The sequence below is a fragment of the Micromonospora sp. DT81.3 genome (assembly GCF_049847225.1).
In the GTDB taxonomy this organism is placed as follows: Bacteria; Actinomycetota; Actinomycetes; order Actinomycetales; family Microbacteriaceae; genus Microbacterium.
In genome coordinates this window covers 312,650-333,797 of sequence record NZ_JBNCNY010000004.1, presented here as the reverse complement: position 1 = coordinate 333,797, position 21,148 = coordinate 312,650, and the positions used below count along the sequence as shown (strand labels likewise).

20 protein-coding genes and 2 tRNA genes are annotated in these 21,148 nt (G+C 68.3%); 15 read left to right on the top strand and 7 right to left on the bottom strand.

Annotated elements, in window-relative coordinates; translation table 11 throughout:
- Window positions 1-36 precede the first annotated feature (36 nt).
- Window positions 37-327, top strand: coding sequence for a hypothetical protein (locus ACPW96_RS11800; protein ID WP_425883289.1), 291 nt, complete (start codon window positions 37-39; stop codon window positions 325-327).
- Between the two features lie 23 nt (window positions 328-350).
- Here the strand turns inward: ACPW96_RS11800 and ACPW96_RS11795 are convergent, their stop codons facing one another.
- The gene (locus tag ACPW96_RS11795; protein ID WP_425883287.1) at window positions 351-1,292 is read right to left on the bottom strand and encodes a hypothetical protein; all 942 of its coding nucleotides are present in this window, start codon (window positions 1,290-1,292) and stop codon (window positions 351-353) included.
- A gap of 347 nt (window positions 1,293-1,639) precedes the next feature.
- Here ACPW96_RS11795 and ACPW96_RS11790 point away from each other — a divergent pair, with 347 nt between their 5' ends.
- Together ACPW96_RS11790 and ACPW96_RS11785 are read left to right on the top strand one after the other, a co-directional pair.
- Entirely contained in the window at window positions 1,640-1,954 is a 315-nt protein-coding gene (locus ACPW96_RS11790) for a hypothetical protein (RefSeq protein WP_425883285.1), read from the top strand.
- A gap of 9 nt (window positions 1,955-1,963) precedes the next feature.
- On the top strand, window positions 1,964-2,092 hold the full coding sequence (locus tag ACPW96_RS11785) for a hypothetical protein (RefSeq protein ID WP_425883283.1): 129 nt from the start codon (window positions 1,964-1,966) through the stop codon (window positions 2,090-2,092).
- 30 nt (window positions 2,093-2,122) lie between these two features.
- On the opposite strand, the gene ACPW96_RS11780 is transcribed toward ACPW96_RS11785, so the two are convergent.
- A tRNA-Gly gene (locus tag ACPW96_RS11780) sits at window positions 2,123-2,196 on the bottom strand.
- A gap of 247 nt (window positions 2,197-2,443) precedes the next feature.
- Between ACPW96_RS11780 and ACPW96_RS11775 the strand changes: the two genes are divergently transcribed.
- The 8 genes from ACPW96_RS11775 (at window position 2,444) to ACPW96_RS11740 (ending at window position 10,321) form a co-directional block, all read left to right on the top strand.
- A tRNA-Pro gene (locus ACPW96_RS11775) sits at window positions 2,444-2,517 on the top strand.
- Window positions 2,518-2,602: 85 nt separating this feature from the next.
- The gene (gene tig, locus ACPW96_RS11770; RefSeq protein ID WP_425883281.1) at window positions 2,603-4,042 is read left to right on the top strand and encodes a trigger factor; all 1,440 of its coding nucleotides are present in this window, start codon (window positions 2,603-2,605) and stop codon (window positions 4,040-4,042) included.
- Window positions 4,043-4,269: 227 nt separating this feature from the next.
- Window positions 4,270-4,857 carry an ATP-dependent Clp protease proteolytic subunit gene (locus ACPW96_RS11765; protein WP_425820475.1) on the top strand — a complete coding sequence of 196 codons (588 nt, stop codon included), beginning with the start codon at window positions 4,270-4,272 and terminating at the stop codon, window positions 4,855-4,857.
- A 27-nt stretch (window positions 4,858-4,884) separates the two neighbouring features.
- Window positions 4,885-5,583 (top strand): ATP-dependent Clp protease proteolytic subunit, encoded by a 699-nt coding sequence (locus tag ACPW96_RS11760; protein WP_425820476.1) that lies wholly within the window; start codon window positions 4,885-4,887, stop codon window positions 5,581-5,583.
- A 163-nt stretch (window positions 5,584-5,746) separates the two neighbouring features.
- A complete protein-coding gene (clpX, locus tag ACPW96_RS11755) occupies window positions 5,747-7,015 on the top strand; it encodes an ATP-dependent Clp protease ATP-binding subunit ClpX (protein WP_425820477.1) in 1,269 nt (422 codons plus the stop codon).
- Window positions 7,016-7,034: 19 nt separating this feature from the next.
- Window positions 7,035-8,018: a serine hydrolase domain-containing protein gene (locus ACPW96_RS11750; RefSeq protein ID WP_425883280.1), complete on the top strand. Its 984-nt coding sequence runs from the start codon at window positions 7,035-7,037 to the stop codon at window positions 8,016-8,018.
- A gap of 9 nt (window positions 8,019-8,027) precedes the next feature.
- Window positions 8,028-9,227: an epoxide hydrolase family protein gene (locus ACPW96_RS11745; RefSeq protein WP_425883278.1), complete on the top strand. Its 1,200-nt coding sequence runs from the start codon at window positions 8,028-8,030 to the stop codon at window positions 9,225-9,227.
- An 8-nt stretch (window positions 9,228-9,235) separates the two neighbouring features.
- Window positions 9,236-10,321 (top strand): class I SAM-dependent methyltransferase, encoded by a 1,086-nt coding sequence (locus tag ACPW96_RS11740; protein WP_425820480.1) that lies wholly within the window; start codon window positions 9,236-9,238, stop codon window positions 10,319-10,321.
- Window positions 10,322-10,359: 38 nt separating this feature from the next.
- On the opposite strand, the gene ACPW96_RS11735 is transcribed toward ACPW96_RS11740, so the two are convergent.
- On the bottom strand, window positions 10,360-12,417 hold the full coding sequence (locus ACPW96_RS11735) for a M3 family metallopeptidase (RefSeq protein WP_425883277.1): 2,058 nt from the start codon (window positions 12,415-12,417) through the stop codon (window positions 10,360-10,362).
- A 102-nt stretch (window positions 12,418-12,519) separates the two neighbouring features.
- Here ACPW96_RS11735 and ACPW96_RS11730 point away from each other — a divergent pair, with 102 nt between their 5' ends.
- Genes ACPW96_RS11730 through ACPW96_RS11720 form a run of 3 tightly spaced genes read left to right on the top strand, consistent with a single transcriptional unit; the run spans window position 12,520 to window position 14,740 of the window.
- The gene (locus tag ACPW96_RS11730; RefSeq protein WP_425883275.1) at window positions 12,520-13,164 is read left to right on the top strand and encodes an ArsR/SmtB family transcription factor; all 645 of its coding nucleotides are present in this window, start codon (window positions 12,520-12,522) and stop codon (window positions 13,162-13,164) included.
- Window positions 13,161-13,394, top strand: coding sequence for a hypothetical protein (locus ACPW96_RS11725; RefSeq protein WP_425883273.1), 234 nt, complete (start codon window positions 13,161-13,163; stop codon window positions 13,392-13,394). The genes ACPW96_RS11730 and ACPW96_RS11725 overlap by 4 nt, the downstream gene beginning before the upstream one ends.
- Window positions 13,391-14,740, top strand: a complete 1,350-nt coding sequence (locus ACPW96_RS11720; protein WP_425883272.1) for an MFS transporter — start codon at window positions 13,391-13,393, stop codon at window positions 14,738-14,740. The genes ACPW96_RS11725 and ACPW96_RS11720 overlap by 4 nt, the downstream gene beginning before the upstream one ends.
- A gap of 9 nt (window positions 14,741-14,749) precedes the next feature.
- Here the strand turns inward: ACPW96_RS11720 and ACPW96_RS11715 are convergent, their stop codons facing one another.
- Both ACPW96_RS11715 and valS read right to left on the bottom strand, forming a co-directional pair.
- On the bottom strand, window positions 14,750-15,004 hold the full coding sequence (locus ACPW96_RS11715; RefSeq protein WP_425820485.1) for a hypothetical protein: 255 nt from the start codon (window positions 15,002-15,004) through the stop codon (window positions 14,750-14,752).
- The gene (gene valS, locus ACPW96_RS11710) at window positions 15,004-17,565 is read right to left on the bottom strand and encodes a valine--tRNA ligase (RefSeq protein ID WP_425883392.1); all 2,562 of its coding nucleotides are present in this window, start codon (window positions 17,563-17,565) and stop codon (window positions 15,004-15,006) included. Before valS ends, ACPW96_RS11715 begins: the two co-directional genes overlap by 1 nt.
- A 380-nt stretch (window positions 17,566-17,945) precedes the next feature.
- Here valS and ACPW96_RS11705 point away from each other — a divergent pair, with 380 nt between their 5' ends.
- Window positions 17,946-18,758: a DUF559 domain-containing protein gene (locus ACPW96_RS11705; RefSeq protein ID WP_425883270.1), complete on the top strand. Its 813-nt coding sequence runs from the start codon at window positions 17,946-17,948 to the stop codon at window positions 18,756-18,758.
- A 229-nt stretch (window positions 18,759-18,987) separates the two neighbouring features.
- On the opposite strand, the gene ACPW96_RS11700 is transcribed toward ACPW96_RS11705, so the two are convergent.
- Window positions 18,988-19,641: a pentapeptide repeat-containing protein gene (locus ACPW96_RS11700; RefSeq protein ID WP_425883268.1), complete on the bottom strand. Its 654-nt coding sequence runs from the start codon at window positions 19,639-19,641 to the stop codon at window positions 18,988-18,990.
- 9 nt (window positions 19,642-19,650) lie between these two features.
- A complete protein-coding gene (locus ACPW96_RS11695) occupies window positions 19,651-20,997 on the bottom strand; it encodes an MFS transporter (protein WP_425883267.1) in 1,347 nt (448 codons plus the stop codon).
- Between the last annotated feature and the right edge of the window lie 151 nt (window positions 20,998-21,148).

The following is a 21,148-nucleotide window of genomic DNA, read 5'->3' as shown; positions in this document are numbered from 1 at the left end:
TGCATCTACTCGGCCGGAGGAAGGACCACCGACCGGATGGGATCGACGCTCGTCACCGACGAGAAGCTGCAGGTTGTCCTCGACAACGTGGCACCGTGCACGCTGCCGAAAGACGCTTACGGGCCAGAGCCGCTCCAATGGCTCAAGACGCGGGCCGCGGTGTGGGCGTGGATCTCATGGCCGCACAAGGCGGCTGAGCGTCTCCCGGCGTGGGTGACTGGGATGAATGACCGCATCTGCGTCGTCGCGTGGGATACCGACCGTGGGGAGCGCAACACAGTTGTATGGCGGAACGCCGTCACCCGGCGAACACCCGAAGCAACGTAGGGGACGAGCGGCGGACGCGCGCCCTACGGCGACGGACTGCGCTTTGCCAGCGCACTGAGGAGGTCGAGCAACTGCGCACTGCCGACACTGTCTTCGGTTGATTCCATTCCCTTCTCAGGCGGCGCGCTCAGCACGCGCCGCGCGAACGTTCGATATACCTCGCCTCGTTCTTCCGCAGGCACTGGCTCCACGAAAGCGGGGAACGACTGTAACTGCACTTCCAAGCTCTTGGCCCAGTTGTACATGCGCCGGTGCTGCCCTGCTTGTCGCCCGAAGTACCCCGCGAGGGCACCGGCCGTGGCGACGATGGCAAGCCGATATGTAATCCCCGCCCAGTCTCCTGCGTCGAGCGGTCCCAGATACAGCACCCCGGCAAGGCCTCCGACGACGGCGACAATGGTCAGCAGGCGAAAAGTGTTAGCCGCTGTGCGCTCGCCGCCTGCATACGCTGCGAAGTGCGTTGCGAGCGACGCGCTACCCGCAACACCCGCGGCAGACCGCGCCGCGTCGCGCGCGTCCTGCGTCTGTTCAACTAGAGCGACCGCTTCCTGGCGCAGCGCTTCGTTGTCGAGAAGCATCGTGATGCGGTCCGAGATGGCCCTCAGAGAATCGTGCATGTCGGACACGCGCTTCTCTTCGTCGGGCGTGTTTCGCATCTGGCCGGCCATGCGCCTGACGTAATCATTGACGAGATCGGCCGTAATCTGTGCCCACCTCAGCAGTTCGCTCTCGCGCGGCGAGGCTGGCGACAGGAAATCCCGGAGGCTGTTGAGTAGGTTTTCGACATCTGTCGACCACACGCGATAGCCCTGGTCGTCGGAGCCGGTTGCAATCTGAGCCATCAGGTCGTCGAAGACCTCCATGAGGTCGAGCACCTCCGCCACGGTCCGCCGAGTCGTCGACCCCAGATCGGACGACGGACTGTCCAGGTGATCTCGGAATTGCGCGATGCGGTCACGGTTCATTGGTCACCCACAGCATGAGCGTATCTGGCCGCAACCCGCCTCGTCCCGTGCGCACCCGTGTGTGACTTATCCGGCTACTCGGCTACCGAGAGAACGCCGCCATCATCTACGCCGATCGCGCCGCGTAGTCCGGGCCTACCTATCCCATCCCTTACCGTCCACCCGTGTGCAATGCCGGGACGGAGGCGTTCCCACGGATCCCTCCACAGCACATTTTCGTGGACGGGCGTACTGTCGCGCGTATGGGTGACAACCTCAGGACAATCCGAACCTCACGCGGCGCGGAATCGTCGCGGCGTGCCGCCGAGGCATGGTCCCTCCGTGTCGCCGGTCTGAGCTGGGATGACGTGGCGAAGCAGGCCGGATACGCCAATGCGCCGAACGCCGTGCGGGCCGTCCGCAGCTACGCGGGGTCGTTGCCGAAGTCGACCCACGATGAGTTGCGGGCGATGATGCGCGCACGTTCCGAGGCGGTCTGGCAGCAGGCGTTCGCGGACGTGCTGCAGCAGCGTCCGGGCGCGGTGCGCGCCGGGTTCGAGGGCGCGCACTTCCAGGATGTGAAGCATTCGTCGTTGACGACGGCGGCGCGGGCGGGTGCCTCGCTTCGCGAGCTGATGGACCGCGCGGGGCACAAGACTTCGCGTGCCGCGCTGATCTATTAACACGCCTCCGTGGAGCGCGACGTGCTGATCGCGGAGCGCATCGGAGCGCTCTCAGACGGGCTGTTCGGGAAGGCTATGGGCACGCGGGGGGCACGCGGAGCCCTGCACGCCGTCGTCGGCGATCCGGAGGAGGAGTAGCGAAAACCGCCTGACCTGGGGTTTCTGGTCTGGAGGGGATGACGGGAATCGAACCCGCACCATCAGTTTGGAAGACTGAGGCTCTACCATTGAGCTACATCCCCGCAGCGGCGAGCCGCGGCATCCACAATCTTATGGCATGACCGGCCCGTGCCTCGGACAACCCGCACCAAGTTCGGAGAATCACCCCTTCTTCGGCGTGTCAGCCACGAATGCGCCGAAGTTCGCGACATTCACCGAAGTTCGTGCGCGCGAAGACGGCAGAACCCCGGATGTCGCAACCCTCGGATGCCCGTCGGCTAGACTCTGACGGGTTGTTTGTGCCCGCGCGTGCGCACGGACACCACCACCCGGGGCGTAGCTCAGCTTGGTAGAGCGCCCGCTTTGGGAGCGGGAGGCCGCAGGTTCAAATCCTGTCGCCCCGACGGCACGGCCTTCGAAAACCATCCCAAGACCTTTCACCCGGTCGCGTCGTGCGTGCCGGGAAAACATCGAGGAGAACGAACAAGCATGGTGAACAGCACCGTCGAGACGCTCACCCCCACCCGGGTCAAGCTGCACATCACGGTCACCCCCGAGGACCTCAAGCCGAGCATCACGCATGCCTACGAGCACATCGCTCAGGACATCCAGATCCCCGGCTTCCGTAAGGGCAAGGTTCCCGCCCCGATCATCGACCAGCGCGTCGGCCGCGGCGCGGTCATCGAGCACGCCGTCAACGAGGGACTCGACACGTTCTTCCGTGCCGCCGTCGCCGAGCACGACGTCAAGGTCATCGGCCGTCCGTCCGCCGACATCATCGAGTGGCCCAACGAGAAGGACTTCTCCGGCGACCTGCTCGTCGACGTCGAGGTCGACGTCCGTCCCGACTTCGAGCTCCCGGCCTACGAGGGCATCACCCTCACCGTCGACGCGATCGAGGTCGACGAGGCCGCGATCGACGAGGAACTCGACCGCCTCCGTGCGCGCTTCGGCACGCTCGTCACGGTGGACCGCCCCGCCGCGACCGGCGACTTCGTCGAGCTCGACCTCGTCGCGACGATCGACGGCGCCGAGATCGACCGCGCCGACGGCGTTTCGTACGAGCTCGGCTCGGGCGAGCTGCTCGAGGGCATCGACGAGGCCATCGACTCCCTCACCGCGGACGAGGAGACCACCTTCCGCTCGAAGCTCGTCGGCGGCGACCACGCCGGTGAAGAGGCCGAGGTCACCGTCGTCGTCAAGGCCGTCAAGGAGCGCGAGCTTCCCGAGGCGGACGATGACTTCGCTCAGATCGCCAGCGAGTTCGACGCGATCGCCGAGCTCCGCGAGAGCCTGCGCGAACGCGTCGCCCAGCAGTCGACCTTCACGCAGGGTGCGGCCGCGCGCGACCAGCTCGTGGACGCCCTGCTCGAGCAGGTCGACATCCCGGTGCCGCCGCAGCTCATCGAGGACGAGGTGCACAACCACCTCGAGGGTGAGGGACGCCTCGAGGACGACGTGCACCGCGCCGAGGTCACGGAGGCGAGCGAGAAGCAGTTCCGCACGCAGCTCGTGCTCGACGCCGTGGCCGAGCAGGCCAAGGTGCAGGTCTCGCAGGAGGAGCTCACGCAGTACCTGGTGCAGTCCGCCGCCCAGTACGGCATGGCCCCCCAGGAGTTCGTCGAGACGCTGCAGCAGAACAACCAGCTGCCGGCGCTCGTCGGTGAGGTGGCCCGCAACAAGGCCCTCGCCGTGGCGCTCAGCCGCGTGAACGTCGTCGACACCAACGGTGCCCCCGTCGACCTCGCCGGCTTCGTCGCCCTCGAGGACGAGGCCGCCGCGGAAGAGGACGTCGTCACCGAGGCGGAGGAGATCGCGGATGCCGCGGCCGACACCGACGCCGCGTCCCAAGACACCGCGGAGGAGCCCGCCGCGGAGGAGCCCGCGGCGAAGCCGGCCAAGAAGAAGGCTGCGCCCAAGAAGAAGTAGTCGCGAAGCGACAAGAGAGGGGCGGAGGCCGCGGTGAACGCCGCAGCATCCGCCCCTTTGTCATCCCCGCCGCCACGGGAGCATGCCGCCACTGGAACGTGCGTGACGACTCCCGCGGCGTCCTCGCGGGCCGCCGGGGCGCGGATCTATGCCCACGGCGAACACGGCCGGACGCCGCGATCCCCGCCGGTAGATTCGTTCCAGACGTACTACGAAATGGAGCAAAGATGGCCGAACCACTGGTCGCACAGAGTGTCTTTGACAGATTGCTGAGAGACCGCATCATCTGGCTGGGCTCGGAGGTGCGCGACGACAACGCCAACGAGATCTGCGCGAAGATCCTCCTGCTCGCCGCCGAGGACCAAGAGAAGGACATCTTCCTCTACATCAACTCGCCCGGTGGTTCCATCACCGCGGGCATGGCGATCTACGACACGATGCAGTTCGTGCCGAACGACATCGTCACGGTGGGAATCGGCATGGCCGCCTCGATGGGCCAGCTGCTGCTCACGAGCGGCACGAAGGGCAAGCGCTACATCACCCCCAACGCCCGGGTCCTGCTGCACCAGCCGCACGGTGGCTTCGGCGGCACCGCGAGCGACATCCAGACGCAGGCCCAGCTCATCATCTCCATGAAGAACCGCCTCGCCGAGATCACCGCCGCTCAGACCGGCAAGCCCGTCGAGCAGATCAACGAGGATGGCGACCGCGACCGCTGGTTCACCGCCGCCGAGGCGCTCGAGTACGGCTTCGTCGACCACATCCGCGAGCACGCCCTGGACGTCGTCGGCGGCGCCGGCACGACCGCGAGCTGACCGAAGGCGAAAGAGAGAATCCCGAGAATGAACATCCCCACCTTCGGTACGGCCGCACAGGGCCTCGCGAATGGCGGCGTCGCGCACCAGGGCCTGCAGGCACCCGGATCGCGCTACATCCTGCCGCAGTTCGAGGAGCGCACCGCCTACGGCTACAAGCGTCAGGACCCCTACAACAAGCTCTTCGAGGACCGCGTCATCTTCCTCGGCGTGCAGGTGGACGACGCGTCGGCCGACGACGTGATGTCCCAGCTGCTCGTCCTCGAGAGCCAGGATCCCGACCGCGACATCATCATGTACATCAACTCGCCCGGCGGCTCGTTCACGGCCATGACGGCGATCTACGACACGATGCAGTACGTGTCTCCGCAGATCCAGACCGTCGTGCTCGGCCAGGCGGCATCCGCCGCCGCCGTGCTGCTCGCGGCCGGCGCCCCCGGCAAGCGGCTGGCACTTCCGAACGCCCGGATCCTGATCCACCAGCCGGCGATGGGCGAGGCCGGTCACGGTCAGGCGTCGGACATCGAGATCCAGGCGGCCGAGATCCTGCGCATGCGCACGTGGCTCGAGTCGACGCTGTCGAAGCACTCGAACCGCACGCCGGAGGAGGTCAACCGCGACATCGACCGCGACAAGATCCTCTCCTCCGAAGAGGCCGTCACGTACGGTCTCATCGATCAGGTGCTGACGACGCGCAAGCGCATGCCCGCCGCGATCGGCAAGTAGCAAGACCCCGGATGCCTCGGCCCGCCCTCCCGCGAGGGCTGGGCCGAGGCATCCGCCGTTCTCAGGGCGTTACTCCACAAGTCCGTGGAAATACCACCCGATGTCGAGACCAGCGATTAGGCTCAGAGCACTCCCAGCAGGGGGTTTCACGAGGAGGAAGCACATGGCTCGCATCGGTGAGAGCGCCGACCTGTTCAAGTGCTCGTTCTGCGGCAAGAGCCAGAAGCAGGTGCAGCAGCTCATCGCCGGCCCCGGGGTGTACATCTGCGACGAGTGCGTCGAGCTGTGCAACGAGATCATCGAGGAGCGGATGGCCGAATCGGCCACCGGCGTCGTGTCGGACTTCGACCTCCCGAAGCCGCGCGAGATCTTCTCCTTCCTCGAGGAGTACGTCGTCGGCCAAGAGGCCGCCAAGCGCGCACTCTCGGTCGCGGTCTACAACCACTACAAGCGCATCCGGGCCCACGGCACGATCCAGAGCGCCGAGCAGCGCGCCGATGAGGTGGAGATCGCCAAGAGCAACATCCTGCTCATAGGCCCCACGGGCTGCGGCAAGACGTACCTCGCGCAGACCCTCGCCAAGCGCCTCAACGTGCCGTTCGCGGTCGCGGACGCCACAGCGCTCACCGAGGCGGGCTACGTCGGTGAAGACGTCGAGAACATCCTGCTCAAGCTCATTCAGGCGGCCGACTTCGACACGAAGCGCGCCGAGACGGGCATCATCTACATCGACGAGGTCGACAAGATCGCCCGAAAGGCCGAGAACCCCTCGATCACCCGCGACGTCTCCGGTGAGGGCGTGCAGCAGGCGCTGCTGAAGATCCTCGAGGGCACCGTCGCCTCCGTGCCCCCGCAGGGCGGGCGCAAGCACCCGCACCAGGAGTTCATCCAGATCGACACGACGAACGTGCTGTTCATCGTCGCCGGGGCGTTCTCCGGGCTCGAGGACATCATCTCGTCCCGGGTCGGCAAGCACGGCATCGGCTTCGGCGCCCCGCTGCACGACAAGGACGACGATCAGAGCCTGTTCGCCGACGTGCTGCCCGAAGACCTGCACAAGTTCGGGCTGATCCCGGAGTTCATCGGCCGCCTCCCTGTGGTCGCCTCCGTCACGCCGCTCGACCAGGACGCCCTCATGGAAATCCTCACGGAGCCGCGCAACGCACTCGTGAAGCAGTACCAGCGCATGTTCGAGCTCGACGGCGTGAGCCTCGAGTTCGAAGGTGACGCCCTGCGCGCGATCGCCGACCTGGCAGTGCTGCGCAAGACGGGCGCTCGGGGCCTCCGGGCGATCCTCGAGGACGTGCTCGGTCCGATCATGTTCGACGTCCCCTCCGCCGACGATGTCGCCAAGGTGATCATCACGCGGGCGTCGGTCGAGGACGGCGCCGCACCGACGGTCGTGCTCGCGCGCACCAAGAAGAGCGCCTGACCGCTCGAGGTCGGCCACGATGGAGCTTCCCGACGGCGTCCTCGACGGCTTCACGGGAGTCGTGAGCGCCCATCACGGCGACGAGGTGCTGGGGGAGTGGGCCGTGGGGCTCGCCGACCGCGTGCACTCCGTGCCGAACACCCCCCTCACCCGGTTTTCCATCGCGAGCGGCAGCAAGACATTCACCGCCGCCGCGGTGCTCTCCCTCGTAGCCGACGGCTCGCTGACGCTCGAGACCCGCGCTCGCACGATCCTCGGGTCCGACCTCCCACTCATCGCGGACGACGTCACGATAGACCATCTGCTGAGCCACCGATCCGGGATCGGCGACTACCTCGATGAGGACGAGGACGAGTTCGCTCCGCTCGCCCTGCCGGTGCAGGCGCTCGATTCCACACCGGCCTTCCTTCCGATCCTCGACGGCTACCCGACGAAGTTTCCCGCCGGCGAACGATTCTCCTACTGCAACGGCGGCTATGTCGTGCTGGCCCTGCTCGCGGAGCGGGTGAGCGGAGTTCCGTACGCGCAACTGGTGACTCAGCGCGTCTTCGACCCGGCGGGGATGGCGCACAGCGGCTTCCCGCGCTCCGACGCCCTGCCGCCGAACACGGCGACGGGCTACAAGGATGATGGACGCAGCAACATCTTCGACCTGCCCGTCGTCGCCTCCGGGGACGGCGGTGCGTACACCACCGCAGCCGACGTGCAGCGGTTCTGGCGAGCCCTGACGGCCGGAGCCGTCCTGCCGCCCGAGCTGGTCGACGCAATGCGCCAGCCCGTCAGTCCCGACGCCGATGAGGGCCGCGGCTACGGGCGAGGTCTGTGGCTCGATGACGGGATGCTGTCGCTGTCCGGCTCCGACTACGGAACCACGGCGCGCAGCCTGCACGATGTCGGGACGGGCGTGACGGTCACCGCGCTGGCCAACGCAGAACTGCCGATCCTCGCCCGCACCAACGCCTTGATGGCCGCGGCCCTCGAGCATGTCGGAGGCCGCGCGTAGCCTGCGTCGATGCAGCCGTTTCTGATCGACGTACCGGATGCCGTGCTCGAGGATCTGCGGGATCGCCTGGCGCGGACCCGCTTGCTGCCGGACTCGCCTCGCAAGCCGCGATCCGGCATGTCGGCGGCGTACCTGCGGCAGCTCGTCGACGGGTGGCGCGAGTTCGACTGGCGCGCCCGCGAGGCGTGGCTCAACCAGCATCCGCAGTTCACGGCCGAGGTCGGCGATGCGACCATCCACTTCGTCCACGCCCGAGCCGCTCGAGCGGATGCGCCGGCCCTGCTGGTGATGCACGGCTGGCCGCACCTGTTCTCGCTGCAGCTCGGCTTCGCAGATCTCCTGCCCGACTTCCACGTCGTGATCCCCAGCCTCCCCGGCTTCGCGTTCTCCCCTCCGTACGCCGATGGCCCCATGACCGAGCAGCGCCTGGCCGACACCATGCACGCGCTGATGACCGAGGTGCTCGGCTACGAGCGGTACCTGACCTACGGGGAGGATGTCTCGGCCAACGTGAACGACCTCCTCGCGGCCACGCATCCGAAGGCCGTGTCGGGGGTTCTGGTGACGCATGCGCACTTCCCCTCGAACGAGGAGCGCGACGCGCTCACCGACCCGGCCGAGCGAGCGTTCTTCGACCGCCTCGCGGCCGCACATGGGACGGACGGAGGCTACGGGCACATCCAGGCGACCAGACCCGACACGCTCGCTGCCGCCCTCAACGACTCACCCGCGGGCCTCCTGGCCTGGCTGGCGGAGAAGCTGGTCGAATGGAGCGACACACCGCCCGGGCAGCCGGAATCTGTCGAGCGGCGGATCAGCAGGGATCGCATCCTCACCGAGGCGATGATCTACTGGGTCACGCAGAGCATCGGCTCCTCCTTCAGGCCGTACTACGAGGGCGCCGATCAGCCGGGCCCGATGCCTCGCGTCGAGGTCCCGGCGGCGGTCTTCATCCAGCGCCACGAAGCCGACAACCCCGAGTCCATCGCCCGTGACTATTACCGCGACCTCCGCCGATTCGAGCGCCTGCAGGAGGGCGGTCACTTCACGGTGGCGGAGGTTCCGGCGGCGATGGCCGACCGCACCCGGGCATTCGCGACGGAGCTCGGCCTCCTGCAGCCCCCGACCGACCGGACACGACTGCACGCGGGCGATACGATGCCACCATCGATACCTCCGCCGAACCCGACAGCACGGAACTCCCGGTAGACCGGACCATGGCACCGGACTCCGATGCAGGGGAGGCGCTTGCAGAGCGCCTCTTCACCTCTCTGGTCCCCGCCCTGGAGCTGCTCACCATCGAGTTGGGACGGCGCCTCGGCTTCTACTCGAGCATCCACGAAGCGGGCGACGTGAGCGCGGGAGAGTTGGCCGCGCGATCGGGAACCTCGGCGCGGTACGCACGGGAATGGCTCGAACAGCAGGCGTCCGCCGGCATCCTCTCTGCCACCGGCGATGGCGCGGACGCACGGCGCTACGCCGTGCCGGCCGCGCATGTCCCTGTGCTGCTCGACGTGCGGAGTGCGCTGCACACGATGGGCGCTCCTACGATGTTCACCGGAGTCGCCACCACCTTCGACGCGGTGGTCGAGGCGTTCGGCACCGGTGATGGAGTGTCGTTCTCGGAGTTCGGTGCGGGGGTGCGCCATGGCCTCGAGATCTTCAACCGCCCCGCCTACACGAACGACCTGTCCACGTGGCTCCGCGAGATGCCGGATGTCGCCGAGCGGCTCGCCGGCGGCGGGACGATCCTCGATGCGGGATGCGGAACGGGTTGGTCCACCGTCGCTCTCGCCGAGGTGTTCCCCCGTGCGCAGGTGATCGGGATAGATCTCGACGACGCCTCCATCACCGAGGCGCAGGCGCACGCCGTTGAGTCGGGAGTGACGGCACGCGTGAGGTTCGTGCGCGCGGACGCCGGCGACGCGGAGGCCCTGCGTGCTGCCGCGGGCGGAGCGGTGAAGCTCATCACGGTCTTCGAAGCGCTCCACGACATGCTCGACCCCCAGCGCGTGCTCGCCGCCCTCGCGTCGCTCCTGGACGAGGGCGGCGCCATCTTGGTGGGGGACGAGCAGGTCGCCGATGAGTTCGCGGCACCGGCGCACTTCCTCGACCGGCTGAACTACGCGTTCAGCGTGCTGCACTGCCTGCCGGCGACGATCGCCGAGGGGAAGGGTGAAGCCAACGGCACCGTGCTGCGGGCACCGACGCTCCAGGCGTGGGCGACGGCCGCCGGTCTCACCGGATTCGATCGACTCCCGATCGAACACGACTTCTGGTCGTTCTATCGCCTCACCCCGTGAGGCGCCCGGCGTGAGCGCGAGCCGCGCGCGCCGAAGCCTCAGGCCGCCAGCCCGCGGCGCTCGAGGAGCGGCTGGATCTCCGCATCCCGGCCCCGGAAGTCGCGGTACGCCTCGAGGGGATCCTTCGACCCCCCGACGCCCAGCAGCCTGGTGCGGAATCGGTCGCCGTTCTCCCGCGTGAGCCCGCCGTTTTCGCGGAACCACTCCACCGTGTCGGCGTCGAGCACCTCGCTCCAGATGTAGGAGTAGTAGCCGGCGCTGTAGCCGCCCGAGAACACGTGCGCGAAGTAGGTGGATGAATAGCGCGTGGGCACGACAGGGTTGTCCAGGCCGATTTCGGCGAGTGCGGCCGCCTCGAAGGCGGCGACATCCGGAACCGCCGTGGCCTGCTCGACGCTCAGGGAGTGCCACGCCTGGTCGAGCCAGGACGCGGCCAGGTACTCGCTGGTCTTGTAGCCCTGGTTGAACGCCTCCGAGGCGCGCAGCCGTTCGACGAGGTCGGCCGGAAGCGGCTCACCCGTCTCGACGTGCTTGGCGTAGTTGTCCAGAACCTCGGGCCACATGATCCACATCTCGTTCACCTGGCTGGGGAACTCGACGAAGTCCCGGAACACGGCGGTACCGGCGAAGTGCGGGTAGGTCACTGTCGCGAAGAGCCCGTGCAGGGCGTGTCCGAATTCGTGGAAGAGCGTGGTGACCTCGTCCAGCGTCAGCAGGGTGGGCTGACCCGGCGCCGGCTTGGAGACGTTGAGGTTGTTCACGACGACGGGGTCGGTGCCGCGCAGCCGGGCCTGGCTCACCAGCGAGTTCATCCATGCCCCGCCGCGCTTGGTGTCGCGCGTATAGAGGTCGAGCACGAAGAGGCCGAGGGGCCCTCCGTCCGCGTTGTGCACCTCGAAGATGCGATTGTCTGGGTGGTAGGCCGACAGGTCTGTGCGCTCGGTGAACGTCACGCCGTACAGCATCGCGGCGGCGGCGAAGACGCCGTCCTGAAGCACCCGCTCGGCCTCGAACCACGGCCGCAGCGCGGTGGTGTCGATGTCGTACTCGGCCTGGCGCACCTTCTCCGTATAGAACGGCCAGTCGTGGGCCTCGAGGGGAAACGGCTCGGGCTCCGACGCATCGATGAGAGCCTGGAGCGCCGCCTGTTCGCGCCGGGCGTTGCGGGCGGCGGGCACGGCGAGCTCCCGCAGGAGTGCGTGCACCGCCTCGGGCGTGCCGGCGGTCTCGTCGGCGGTCACATACGCGGCGTGCGACTCGTAGCCGAGCAGCGCTGCCCGTTCGGCCCGCAGCCGCACGATCTGGGTCAGCACCGGGGAATTGTCGTTCTCACCGCCGCGGCATCCGCGCGCCCGCGAGGCATCCATGATGCGCTTCCGGCTCTCGCGGTCAGTGAGGGTCGAGAGGTATGGGTGGCCCGTGAAGAGCGTGAGAGTGACCGCGAACTTGCCGTCCTCGCCGCGGTCCGCGGCCGCCTGCGCGGTCGCCGACAGCTCACCCTCGGTGAGCCCGTCGAGGTCGCTCGCCTCATCGAAGATCACGGCGAGGTCGTTCGTGTCGGCCAGGAGGTTCTTCTCGAACGTCGTCGTGAGCATCGAGAGCCGCTGGTTAAGGTCGGTGAGGCGCTCCTTGGCGTCTTCGTCCAGGGCGGCGCCGGCGTGGGTCATCTCGCGGAAGTGACGCTGCACGAGGTAGCGCTGCTCCGGATCGAGTTCGAGCGTGTCGAGCTGCTCGTGCAGCGTCTTCACCCGCCAATACAGCATCGCGTCGAGCTGGATCGAGTCCTGGTGGGCGGACATCAGCGGCGCGAGCGCCTCTTCGATCTCCTGGATCTCCGGCGTCGCGTCGGCCGAACTCACGGTGTAGAAGGTGCGGGACACTCGTCCGAGCAGCTCACCGCTCGCCTCGAGCGGCACCATCGTGTTCTCGAACGTCGGCAACGAGCGAACCCGGGTGATTGCCGAGATCTCGGCTGTGTGGTCCGCGAAGGCACGCTCGAAAGCCGGCAGATAGTGCTCGGGGCGGATGTCGGCATACGGCGGGAGCGCGTAGGGAAGCGTCGAGGCGGTGAGAAGCGGGTTGGCGTTGTCGGACATCCGTCCAGCCTAATCAGGCGCCGTGGCGGGTCCTCGAACATGCAAAGATGTTTCGGCAAAAGAACCATTGCAAATAGTCCTTTGCAAGAGTAGCTTTGCACCATGAGCAGCGACGACCGGCCGAACGGCCACGGAGAGGCGACCGAGCCCGACGAGGCCACGCGTCCCAAGGACTACCGCGTTCTCGACGCGGGCGCTCTTCGCGCACTGGCCCACCCTCTGCGCGTTCAGATCTACGACATCCTCAGCCAATACGGGCCGCAGACCGCCAGCTCGCTCGCGGCTCGCCTCGGCGAGTCATCCGGAGCGACCAGCTACCACCTGCGCGCACTCGCCGCCCACGACCTCATCCGCGAGATCGAGGGAAGGGGAACGGGACGCGAGCGGTGGTGGGAGCGGCCGAAGGGGGGCGTCACCTTCGCCAATCCCGAGGCCATGCGCACGCCATCTGGAAGAGCCGCCACCCAGCTCGTCATGGCGGAGTTCTTCCGCCGCAGGCAGCAGCAGCTCGTCGATTACGTCAACCGCGGCATCATCAACGAGCCGGAGACCTGGCAGGAGAGCAGCCTGCTCTCCACCTCCACCGCGCGGATGACGGTCGAGCAGACCCAGAAGCTCGGCCGGGAGATACAAGCGCTGGTGGATGCCGCCACCGACAAGTACCGCGATCAGCAGGGAGAAGGCGTGCGCCCTGTCACCATCCGCGCCGACATCTTCCCGCTCCCCAACGAAGGAGAAGCATCATGAGCACTCTCAGCGTCCACCGCTCGCCGCGGGGGTCCGTCCGCAGCGCCGGCGCAGCATACGCCACGCGTCTCGAGCGCCTACTGCTCAGCGCTGCCGCCCTGCTCACCTCGGCGGCCGAGGCGCACGTGCGGCACCGCGCGTCGCGCGTCATCGTGCTTTCGGCGGCAGCCCACGACGATGCACGTCGCGACGCTGTCGCTGCGGGGCACATGGGGCTGCTGCCCCGATGAGCGCAGGCTCCCGCGTGCAGAAGCCGGTGTCCCGTGCCGAGCGCCCACGCCTCGGACGGGACTTCGGCAAGCTCTGGACCGCGGCGGCCTTCAGCAACCTCGCGGATGGCCTGCTGCGCACCGCCGTGCCGCTGATCGCCACCACGCTGACCCGCGATCCGCTTGCGATCGCCGCCCTCGGAGCGGTCGCGTTCCTGCCGTGGCTTCTCTTCGGTCTGCCGGCCGGCATGCTCGTGGACCGCTTCGACCGCCGCTGGATCATGGCGATCGCCAACACGCTGCGAAGCGGCACCGCGCTGGTGCTGGCCATTCTCACCGTCACCGGTTCCCTCGACATCCCGAGCCTGCTGGTCGCCACGCTGGTGTTCGGGTTCGGCGAGACGCTGTTCGACAACGCCACGAATGCGATCATCCCCGCCCTCGTCGGTGACCGCGGCCGGGACCGCGCCAATGGCTTCATGCAGGCTGCGCAGGTGACGATCGACAGCTTCGTCGCGACGCCCATCGCCGGCGTGCTGTTCGCCGTTTCGCTGGCGCTCCCGCTGTGGGTCGGCACCGCGGGCTACGTCATCCCGATCGTGTTGGCCATCCTGCTCCCGCTCTCCGCCGCTCGCCCGCTGCGGCGGCCCCGTGCGGTGCTCGACGCCACGGGGGACCCGACGGATGCCGCGGCCGTCGGGCTCTCGCCCGCCACGCCGGTCGCCGCACCCGCTCCGGCCCAGGATGCCACGGAACCCCGCGTCACCGCGAAGGAGGCGGCCGCCTACCTCTGGCGTCACCGGTACCTGCGGGCGCTGGTCCTCTTCACGTCGGTGGTCGGCTGCGCCTTCTCCTTCGCGCAGGCTCCGACGATCCTGTACTTCCTCGACGAGATGCGGGTGCAGCCCATCGCGATCGGGTTCGTCACCGCCGGCATCGGACTCGGCGCACTCGCCGGATCGCTCGTGGCCCCGATGCTCGTGGAGAGCTTCGGCCGCGGGGCTGTCATGCTCGGCGCGAACATCGGAGCGGGAGCGTGCCTCGTGGGGGTGGGCCTGGCGCCGGAGGTCATCACGGGGGTTCTCGCCTACGCGGGCCTGGCGTTCTCGGTATCCACCTGGAACGTGCCGTGGGGGGCGCTGCGTCAGACCATCGTGCCGAACCAGATCTTCGGACGGGTGCTGGGCATCATCCGAACCTTCACGTGGGGAGTGTTCCCCTTCGCCACGCTGCTCGGTGGATTGGTAGCGCGCTACGACCTGCGGCTGCCCTACCTGATCGCGGCGGGCGTGACACTCGTCGCAACCGCGGTCGCGTGTCGTCTGCTCCTCCGGGCGTCGACCTTCACGGGACCGCTCGAGGACTGAGGCGGCGGGTCAGTGCCCGCCGAAGCCGGTGTCGGGGTCGTGCTCGACGACGGCCTCGCCCTCCGCCGTCAGGCGAACGATGACCCCGCTGTCGAGCTCAGCGACGGGTCGCCCCTCGAGCCACGTGAGCGTCCAGCGGGGCCGTGGGGCCCCGTCGGATGTCAGGACGTAGGTGTCGTCGACCTCGGCGATCGCCGAGCGGAGCTCCTTCGGCACGGCGGCCGGCGGTTCGTCTCCCGAGGTCCAGCGAGTTCCGAGCTGCATCATGCCTCCTGTGCGGGTGCCAATTCGATGGATGTCACGGTGAGGGCATCGCCCTCGACGAAGGTGAGGTCGCTGATGCGTCCCACGGCGCGAAGATCGCCTTCGGTGAACCGCAGGGCGTTCAGCGTCTCAGCCGGTGCGGTGACCGTCGCACGGGCGACGGGCGTCTTCTGCGAAGCCTTCGCCTCGGTCTTCGCACGACGGATGCCGACGAGCGCTGCGCTCGCGGCCGCCAGCACCGCCGGGTCGCCGTCGGATCCGAGCGGCGCGGGCCATGGGGCGGTGTGCACGGAGCCCTCGTTGAACCAGGACCAGGACTCCTCGGTCGCGAACACGAGCACGGGGGCGAGCAGTCGCAGCAGCGATGACAGGGCGATGCGCAGCGCCAGCGCGGCCGATGCCTGACCGACGTCCGTGCGGTCGTAGGCGCGCTCCTTGACGAGCTCGAGGTAGTCGTCGCAGAACGTCCAGAAGAACTGCTCAGTGACCTCGAGAGCGCGCGCGTGGTCGTAGGCCTCGAGCGCCTTGGTCGCCTCGACGATGACTCCGTCGAGCGTCGCGAGCATGCTCGCGTCCACCGCATGAGTGATCTCGGCGCCCTCGGCCGCAGGGAACGACAGCACGAACTTCGCCGCGTTCAGCACCTTGATCGCGAGGCGACGGCCGATCTTGATCTGCGTCGGGTTCTGCGGGTCGAAGGCGGCATCCGTGCCCAGTCGAGAGGATGCCGACCAGTACCGCACGGCATCCGAACCGTGCTGGTGCAGGATGTCGGCGGGGGTGACGACGTTGCCCTTCGACTTGGACATCTTCTTGCGGTCGGGGTCCACGATGAAGCCCGAGATGGCGGCATCCCGCCACGGCGCCTTCCGGTCCTCGAGCGCGCTCCGCAGCATCGTGGAGAACAGCCACGTCCGGATGATGTCCTGCCCCTGGGGACGCAGGTCGAACGGCGCCACCAGGTTCCAGAGCTCCTCATCGCGTTCCCACCCGCCCGCGAGCTGCGGGGTCAGTGAGGACGTCGCCCAGGTGTCGAAGATGTCGAGCTCCGGCTCGAAGCCGCCGGGAATGCCGCGCTGGCCCTCCGTGTAGCCGGGGGGCACGTCGCTCGACGGGTCGATCGGCAGCTGCGATTCCTCCGGCACGAGCACGCGGGAGTGGTCCCGCTCTCCGTTGTCGTCGAGGGCATACCAGACGGGGATCGGCACGCCGAAGAATCGCTGACGCGAGACAAGCCAGTCGCCCGTGAGCCCGTTGACCCAGTTCTCGTAGCGGACGCGCATGAACTCCGGATGCCAATCCACCTCCCGGCCGAGACCGATCAGCGTGTCACGAAGGGTCTCATCGCGGGCGCCGTTGCGGATGTACCACTGGCGCGTCGACACGATCTCCAAGGGCCGGTCGCCCTTCTCGTAGAACTTCACCACGTGGGTGAAGGGCTTCGGATCCCCGATCAGCTCGCCCGACTCCTGCAGCAGCTCGACCATCCGCTTCTTCGCACTGAACACGGTCTTGCCCGCCAGTTCCGCGTAGGCGGCGAGCCCCGTCTCGCTCGTGACGGCCTCCGGGGCGTCGGGGAGGACCCGGCCGTCCTGTCCGAGGATCGTGCGGTTCGGCAGGTCCAGCTCCCGCCACCAGATGATGTCGGTCACGTCGCCGAAGGTGCAGATCATGGCGATGCCCGAGCCCTTGTCGGGCTGCGCCAGGTGGTGCGCCAGAACAGGCACCTCGACGTCGAACACGGGCGTCCGCACGGTCGTGCCGAAAAGCGATTGATAGCGCTCGTCATCCGGATGCGCCACGAGCGCCACGCAGGCGGCGAGCAGCTCCGGACGGGTCGTCTCGATGAACACGTCGTTCTCGGGCCCATGGAAGGCGATGCGGTGATAGGCGGCGGCCTGGTCGCGGTCCTCGAGCTCGGCCTGCGCGATCGCGGACCGGAAGTCGATGTCCCAGAGGGTCGGCGCGAGCGAATGGTAGGCCTCGCCGCGCTCGAGGTTGCGCAGGAAGGCGAGCTGCGACGTGCGGATCGTCTCGTCCGAGATGGTGCGGTAGGTCTGGGTCCAGTCGACCGAGAGGCCGAGGTCCCGCCAGAGAGCCTCGAAGGCCTTCTCGTCCTCGACGGTCAGGCGCTCGCACAGCTCGATGAAGTTGCGCCGGCTGATGGCGATCTGGTCGGCTGCGCGCGAGCTCTTGTTGTCGCCGCCCTCGTACGGGGGAGCGAAGCCGGCGTCGTAGGGCAGCGACGGGTCGCAGCGCACACCGTAGTAGTTCTGCACGCGGCGCTCGGTGGGAAGGCCGTTGTCGTCCCAGCCCATGGGGTAGAAGACGGTCTTGCCCGTCATCCGCTCGTAGCGCACCTTGATGTCGGTGTGCGTGTACGAGAACACGTGGCCGATGTGCAGCGAGCCGGATGCCGTCGGCGGGGGAGTGTCGACGGAGTAGATGCCCGCACGGCCGACCTCTGCCGCGCCCAGGCGGTCGAACAGGAAGGTGCCGTCGGCCTCCCACTTCTGCGACCACTTCGCTTCGAGACCTTCGAGGGCTGGTTTGTCGGGAATCTGCGCGTCGGCCATGGGGGTCTCCTGAGCGATATAGGCGGCACGGTGTGTACGTGCCTGAGTGTGGGATGTCGGCCCATTCTACGCGGGCCGCGTGCGGACCCGGTCGGCGGGTCCCTCCGAGCTGTGGTTGCTCGGGCGTGCCCGCGGGTCGGTTGCCCACCGCTGGGCGCTGCCGGCGTCAGGAGGAGATCCGGCATCGGGAGGGCCGGTTCCCGCAGAACGTTCCTCCCCAAGCCGGATCTCCTCCCGAAGGCCGCCTGGCGCGCGCGCAAGGACATGTAGCGCGCGCTCCTCCCCAGGTGGGTCCAAGGTGGGACTTCGTCCCCGTAGACCCTGCCGTGCCCGTGCGCTCGAAGTCTGTTGAGCAGAATCGAGCGATGGATGCCGCTGCCTTCACCCGCGCGAAGGGCGGCGTGGTCCCGGTCCGCAGCCTGCGTCGCGCCGGCCACTCGGAGCACGCGGTGGCACGGGCTGTTTCCACCGGGGTGTTGGTGCGGGTCCGGCGCGGGTGGGTCGCTGTTCCGGATGCCGACCCATACTTGATCGCAGCGGCACGGGCCGGCGTGGTCGTGTCCTGCATCACCCAGGCTCGGCGGCTTGGTCTCTGGGTCCTCGCCGGAGCGGAACCGCACGTCGCCGCTCCGCAGCACGCCGGCCATGTCGCGGCCCTCGACGCGACAGTGCACTGGGCCGCGCCGCTCGTTCCGCGGGTTCCGGGAGCCCTCGAGGATGTGCTGGCTCTGGTGGCGGACTGCCAGCCGTCGGAAAGGGCCTTGGTGATCTGGGAATCGGCTCTGCGACGGGGGATGGTCGATCGAGTCGCGCTCGCTCGCCTCCCGCTGGGGCCGAAGGCTCGGACGATACTCGCCGACGCGCATCCGTTCTCCGATTCGGGACTGGAGTCGCTCTTTCGGGATCGCCTTCGTTGGCTGCAGCTGCCGATCATCGCCCAGCCTTGGCTCGCCGGACACCGAGTCGACTTCCTCATCGGCGATCGACTCGTCTTCCAGATCGACGGCGCCCACCACGTGGGTGCTCAGCGCGAGGCCGATATAGCGCACGATGCACGGTTGATGCTGCTCGGCTATCACGTCATCCGCGTCGGATACACCCAAGTCATCGACCAATGGCCCTCTGTGCAGGATCTCATCATGCGCGCGATCGCCCAGGGCCTGCACCGCGCGATCTGAGCGGCGCTGCCGCGGACATGGACCGAGCCGCCGCGGGGCGTTCACGGATCCCCGCACTTTCGTCGCGCGCTCCTTCGACGCCCGTCGCGGCGACTTCGGGAGGAGATCGAGGATCGGGAGGATGAGTGCGGGGCGAAGCGGTCCTCCCGAAGCCGGATCTCCTCCCGAAACCGACCTTGCCTAGGCCGCCGGGCCTGCCCGGAAGCCGCCCCTCAGTCGCCCCACCCCCTCAGTCGCGGATCAGCACCCCGGCCGCGGCGGCGAAGTCCGGACCCAGGGCCGTGACCTGGCGTTCGCTGAGCGTCGCGCCGCGCAGGGCGGCCATGTCGAGATACCGAACAGCCTCGAGGCCGCGAAGGTCGACGTGCTCGATGCGCCAGTCCCGGTTGTCGACCTCGTCGACGCGGCAGCCCTCGAAGCGCACGCGCGAGAGCTTCGCCTGGGGCGCATCGAGCGAGCCCAGCGTGCAGTCGACGAGCAGCAGGTCGGATGCCGTGGCCCCGGCCAGCGTGAGGTAGTCCACCCGCATCCCGCGGAGCTCGACGCCGTTGAGGTCGGAACGCGAGAGATCGAGCGTGCCGATGCGGCCGCCCGTCATCCGCACGGTCTGCCACCTCGTTTCGCGGAACGAGACGTCGACGCCGCGCAGGTCTTCGATCTCGACATCCGTCAGCGAAGACCCGCCGAGGTCGAGCCGCTCGACATCCGCACCCCGCACGATGCTCTCCACGAGGTGGGCGTGCGGCGCATCCACCCGCCCCGACAGTCCCTCCAGAAGCGCCGCGTCGACATGCGCCCCGCGGCGGAGCACACCCTCGCCCAGGTCCCCGGGGAGGTCGGGCGCTGCGATGCGTGGCGCGAGGGGAGTGGTGGTCCGGGCCATGTCCCCACGCTACGCCGGGACCGACGCCGACACCGTCCGGGTCGCGGATTCCGGCTCGGATTCCACCTCGGGCACGGGCTTGCGCCGCCCCGCCGCCCACGCGGCGAGGAGGGTGAGGAGCGCCATGGGCGCAAGCACGACCCCGGGGTGCCACCACGCGAAGCCGGTGGAGTCGCCGATCCAGAAGGTGAGGGCCGGGATGAATCCGCTGATCGTCGCGGCGATGGCGTACGAGATCGACAGCGCCGAATAGCGGAAGCGGTCGGGGAACAGGTCGTTCATCAGCCCGCCGAGCGCGGCCCACGACATGGTGGGCAGGATGCCGCCGATGATCATCGTCGCGACCAGGATGGGGAAGGTCGCGAACTGGAGCAGGAAGTACATCGGGAAGGTGATGAGCAGCGTGCCGAGCGCGCCCCAGGCGACGACGCGCGCCGATCCGATCCGCATCGCCCAGGATCCGAACAGCGGGATCGTGACGAGCTGCAACAGCCCGCCGATGGTCGTCGCGACGAGCAGGTCCTGGAAGCTGAACCCCAATTGCTCCACCCCGTAGTTGATCGTGTACGTGTTCATGAGCGAGTACGAGCCGATGCCGAGCAGGGCCGCGCCGATCGCGATCACGACGGCGCTCGGGGCGGCGGTGAACAGCGTGACGAACGGCACCCGCTCGCGGCGATCCTCGGCGACGACCTCCTTGAAGACCGGCGTCTCCTCGATCGACCAGCGGAGGTAGAGCGAGACCAGCAGCAGCGGGAATGCGACGAGGAACGGGATGCGCCAGCCCCAGGCCGCGAGCTCCTCGGCGGGCAGCGCGATCGTCATGACGATGAACAGCACTGCGGAGAGGATCGAGCCGACGGGCGAGCCGAGCTGCGGGATCGATGCATAGAACGCGCGCTTCACGGGACCGGAGTGCTCCGTGGCAAGCAGAATGGAGCCGCCCCACTCGCCGCCGAGCGAGAGACCCTGGGCGATGCGCAGCAGCACCAGCAGCACCGCGCCGACCCAGCCGGCCTGCGCGTACGTCGGAAGAAGCCCGATGAGGCCCGTCGCGACGCCCATCACGCCGACGGTCCAGAGCAGCGTCGTGCGGCGACCGAGGCGGTCGCCCATGTAGCCGAAGATCACCGCGCCGATGGGGCGCACGAGGAACGCGACGGCGACCGTCGAGAACGCGAGCAGCTGTGCGCCGAACTGTCCGAGCGGCTCGAAGAACAGCGGGCCGATGAAGTAGGCCGAGAAGTAGGCGAAGACGTAGAAATCGAAGGACTCGAGCGATGTGCCGACCATCGACGCCCAGGCGACGCGGCGGACGGGGGATGCGGAGGCGGCGGATGCTGCAGAAGAGGTCACGGGCATCCATCTTGCCACTCCTGGCGGTTGCTGGATCCCGTCCAACAACCGCCGCGACGTCGAAAGTCGCACGGCGACCGAGCCTCCGTGCGGCGCGCCGATTCCGTGCCGCCGGACCGATTCTCGCGGCGGAGGGCGAGGAGGGTCCCTC